The organism is Lactobacillus corticis, assembly GCF_018327645.1.
Classification (GTDB): Bacteria; Bacillota; Bacilli; order Lactobacillales; family Lactobacillaceae; genus Lactobacillus; species Lactobacillus corticis.
Window position 1 is genome coordinate 1 of record NZ_BMAY01000035.1, and the last position, 303, is coordinate 303.

Here is a 303-nt window from a genome sequence, read left to right on the forward strand (position 1 = left end):
TGGGCGTATCGGCCGTGTCGATCGTATTGAGCTTCATCATCGGATTGATCCTGGGGATCATCCGCTACAGTCGGATCAAATGGGTATCGGGGATCGTCGGTTTCATCATCGACGTGATCCGGAATCTGCCGCTGCTGTTGATCCTGTTCTTTACCTACTTCGGTCTGCCGGCCATCGGCATCCGGGTGGGATCGGTGAGTGCCTCGATTACGGCGCTGGTAGTATTCGAAAGCGCGATGATCAGCGAGATCGTGCGCGCCGGGATCGAATCGATCGACTACGGACAGATGGAAGGTGCACGAA

At 56.1% G+C, this 303-nt stretch carries 1 protein-coding gene; it reads left to right on the forward strand.

The features are described 5' to 3' along the window. Nucleotides 1-303, forward strand: a 303-nt coding sequence (locus KI210_RS08605) for an ABC transporter permease subunit (protein ID WP_212781466.1), incomplete at both ends; no start/stop codon positions are given.